The organism is Actinotalea sp. C106, from assembly GCF_023630195.1.
GTDB lineage: Bacteria > Actinomycetota > Actinomycetes > Actinomycetales > Cellulomonadaceae > Actinotalea.
On sequence record NZ_JALPKN010000302.1, the window covers coordinates 1 to 3,569 of the forward strand.

Consider the following 3,569-nt stretch of genomic DNA (forward strand, 5'->3'; position numbering starts at 1 on the left):
GCCGCCGCCGTGGTCGTCGGGACGCGCGGCCGCGGGGGCTTCGCCGAGCGGCTCCTCGGCACCGTCTCCTCGGCCCTCCCGGCCCACGCGCACTGCCCGACGGTCGTGGTGCCCTTCCGCCAGGCTGACCTGGACGAGGGCCGTCCGCAGCGCGGCACCAGCGGGGTACGGCGCATCGTCGTCGGCGTCGACGGGTCGGCGGCCGCCGAGGCTGCCCTGGCCCACGCGATCCACGAGGCGGAGATCTGGGACGCCGAGCTCACCGCGGTCGCGGGGGTGCCGGTCGGCTCAGGCGCCGGGATCCTGGCCTGGTTGCCAGCCGCGGTCGACCACGAGGCGGTGCTGCGGGACGTGGCCGAGGGGCTCGACGTCGTCGTGGACCGTGCCCTCGCCGACCACCCTGGGGTGCAGGTGCGGCGCCACGTGCTGGACGGCACCGGGGCGGCACTGCTGACGGAGTTCTCGACGGCGGTGGACCTGGTGGTGGTCGGTTCCCGCGGGCGGGGCGGGTTCGCGGGCCTGCTGCTGGGCTCGACCAGTCAGGCCGTGCTGCACCACGCCGTGTGCCCGGTGACCGTGGTCACGACCCGGCGGCAGGACGAGTGGTCGCCGACGTCGGTCGGGGACTGAGAGTCTCCTCGGCGCGTCGGACGAGCGGGGTCAGGACGACGGTGGACCGGGTGCGCCGCACGAAGGGCTCGGCGTTGATCCGCTCGACCACCTCGTCGAGGTGCCGTACGTCCCGCGCGCGGATCTGCACGACGGCGTCGGCCTCGCCCGTCACGGTGCTGGCGGCGATGATCTCCGGGTACCGGGTGAAGGCCACGCGCATGGTGAGCGGGCTGGTGGAACCGCCGCAGTGGACCTCGACGTAGGCCTCGGTCGACCAGCCCAGGGCCGCGGGGTCCACGCGGGCCGTGAAGCCGCTGATGACGCCGTCGGCCCGGAGCCGGTCCACGCGTCGCTTGACCGCGGAGGCCGAGAGGTTCACCCGTGCGCCGACGACCGCGAAGCTGGCCCGCGCGTCCTGCGCGAGGTGCTCGAGGATCGCGGCGTCGAGCGGGTCGAGCGTGCGGACCTGGCGCGCAGGGCTGTCGAGTCCGCCGCCGCGCGCGCCGTCGAGGCCCCCGCCGTCCTGATCCATGGGGGACAGCATGCCCGATCCACGTGTCGGGCTCGTTGCAGGTCTGGGGATCGCGCTGGGCCGAGCCCGGGCCGCCCCGGATCAGCCGTGCTCTCAGCGCAGCGCGTCGCCCAGCTGGTCGAGGGCCCAGTCGAGGTCGTCCCGCGCGATGGTCAGCGGGGGTGCGAGACGCAGGGTCTGTCCGTGGGTGTCCTTGGTGAGGACGCGCCGCTCGAGGAGCCGCTCGCTGAGCTCGCGCCCGGTGCCGTGCCGCGGGTCCAGGTCGATGCCGGCCCACAGCCCCACGCAACGCGCCTCGACGAGCCGACCGTCGGTGACCATGGCGCCGAGCCGCTCGGCGAGGTGGGCGCCGAGCTCGCGGGCCCGGGCCTGGTGCTCCCCGGTCTCGAGCAGCCCCACCACCGCCAGGGCGACAGCGCAGGCCAGCGGGTTCCCGCCGAAGGTCGAGCCGTGGGTCCCCGCGGTCAGCACCCCCACCACGTCGTGGCGCCCGACGACGGCCGAGACGGGCACCACGCCACCGCCCAGGGCCTTGCCGAGCACGACGACGTCAGGGGTCACGCCGACCAGGTCGCAGGCCAGGGTGGTCCCGGTGCGGCCCAGCCCGGACTGGACCTCGTCGGCGATGAGCAGCACGTCGGCCGCGTCGCAGGCGGCCCGGACGGCGGGCAGGTACCCGGCCTCGGGCACGATGACCCCGGCCTCGCCCTGGACGGGCTCGAGCAGCACCGCGACGGTGGTCTCGTCGATCGCGGCGGCGAGGGCCTCGGCGTCTCCGTAGGGCACCACGCGGAAGCCCGGGGTGAAGGGGCCGAACCCGGCGCGAGCCTCCTCGTCGGTCGAGAAGGAGACGATCGTCGTCGTGCGGCCGTGGAAGTTGCCGTCGGCGACGATGATCGTGGCACGGTCGGCCGGGACGCCCTTGACCTCGTGCCCCCACTTGCGGGCGGCCTTGATCGCGGTCTCGACGGCCTCGGCCCCGGTGTTCATCGGCAGCACGAGGTCGTCGTCGCGCAGCTCGAGCAGGGCGGCGAGGCGGGTCGCGAAGGGCTCGAGCAGGTCGTGCTCGAAGGCCCGCGAGGTCAGGGTGATGCGGTCGAGCTGGGCGCGCGCGGCGTCGACCAGGGCGGGGTGACGGTGGCCGAAGTTCAGGGCCGAGTACCCCGCGAGCAGGTCCAGGTACTCCCGGCCCGCGGTGTCCCGCACCCACGAGTTCTCGCCACCGGCGAGGACCACGGGCAGGGGGTGGTAGTTGCGGGCCAGGTGGCTGGGGACGAGGGAGGTGGCCATCGGCGCGCTCACCGGGCCGTGCGGATCTCGAGGGTGCAGCACTTGGCCCCGCCGCCGCCCTTGAGCAGCTCGCTGGTGTCGACCGGGTGCGGCTCGAAGCCCCGCTCGCGGAGCTGGGCCTGCAGGTCCACGGCCCCGGGGGCGACGACGACGCGGCGCCCGTCCGAGACGGCGTTGAGGCCGAGGGCCGCGGAGTCCGCCTCGGTGGCCAGGAGGGCGTCCGGGAAGCGGTCGGCGAGGACCTGCTGCGCTGCGGGGGAGAAGGAGCCCGGGTGGTAGGCGATGAGCGGGGAGGCCGGGTCGCTGTCCAGGACGGCCAGGGCCGTGTCGAGGTGGTAGTAGCGCGGGTCGACGAGCTCGAGGGTGACGACCTCGCGGCCGGTCAGCTCGGCGAGCTCGGCGTGGGCGGCGGGGTCGGTGCGGAAGCCGGTGCCGGCGAGCAGCAGGTCCCCGACCATGAGGATGTCGCCCTCGCCCTCGTTGGTCTGAGCCGCGGTGTGGGTGACGAAGCCGGCGTCGGCGAACCACTTCTGGTAGGCGGGGCCCTCGGCGGCGCGCTCGGGGTAGGTGAACTTCGCCGAGTACACCAGGCCGTCGACGACGGTGGCGCCGTTGGCCGCGTAGACCATGTCCGGCAGGCCGGGGATCGGGTCGATGAGGTCGACCGTGTGGCCCCAGTCGAGGTACGTCCGGTAGAGGGTCTCCCACTGGGCGAGGGCGAGGTCGCGGTCGGTCTCGCGGGTGACGTCCATCCACGGGTTGATCTCGTACGAGACCTCGAAGTGCTCGGGACGGCACATCAGGTAGCGGCGGGGGGTGGCGGTACGGCTCATGGTGGCCTCCGGGACGGGTCGACGGGGTGCGCGACGGTGCGACGGCGGCCGGGTGGCGGCACGCCTCCGAGGCTAGGCGCGGGCGGTGGGCCGCGGGTACATCAGGAGAGTGCGTGTCGGGGGGCGGATCGTTGCGTCAGGGCGCCCGACGGCGACGGATCGTTGCGTGGCGTGCTGAGGGCTGCCCGCCGGCCGACCAGCGGACGCAGTGCCCGTCGACGCGGTGCTCGTCGACGCGGTGCGTGTCAGCGCGCTGCCGCGACCTCGCGGGCCACCTGCCGCAGCACGTACCAGCCCATGCC

Annotated in this window: 4 protein-coding genes; 1 reads left to right on the forward strand and 3 read right to left on the reverse strand. The window is 74.8% G+C overall.

Annotation, left to right across the window (positions count from 1 at the left end):
• Positions 1–630: universal stress protein (locus L0B03_RS15270; RefSeq protein WP_250447341.1), on the forward strand; the 630-nt coding region annotated here is incomplete at its 5' end.
• Here L0B03_RS15270 and L0B03_RS15275 read toward each other — a convergent pair.
• The 3 genes from L0B03_RS15275 to ddaH form a co-directional block, all read right to left on the reverse strand.
• Positions 581–1,156 carry an Lrp/AsnC family transcriptional regulator gene (locus L0B03_RS15275; RefSeq protein ID WP_284501892.1) on the reverse strand — a complete coding sequence of 192 codons (576 nt, stop codon included), beginning with the start codon at positions 1,154–1,156 and terminating at the stop codon, positions 581–583. The two genes, L0B03_RS15270 and L0B03_RS15275, sit on opposite strands and share 50 nt — an antisense overlap.
• 81 nt (positions 1,157–1,237) lie before the next feature.
• On the reverse strand, positions 1,238–2,434 hold the full coding sequence (gene rocD, locus L0B03_RS15280; protein WP_250447344.1) for an ornithine--oxo-acid transaminase: 1,197 nt from the start codon (positions 2,432–2,434) through the stop codon (positions 1,238–1,240).
• An 8-nt stretch (positions 2,435–2,442) separates the two neighbouring features.
• Positions 2,443–3,267, reverse strand: coding sequence for a dimethylargininase (ddaH, locus tag L0B03_RS15285; RefSeq protein ID WP_250447347.1), 825 nt, complete (start codon positions 3,265–3,267; stop codon positions 2,443–2,445).
• Between the last annotated feature and the right edge of the window lie 302 nt (positions 3,268–3,569).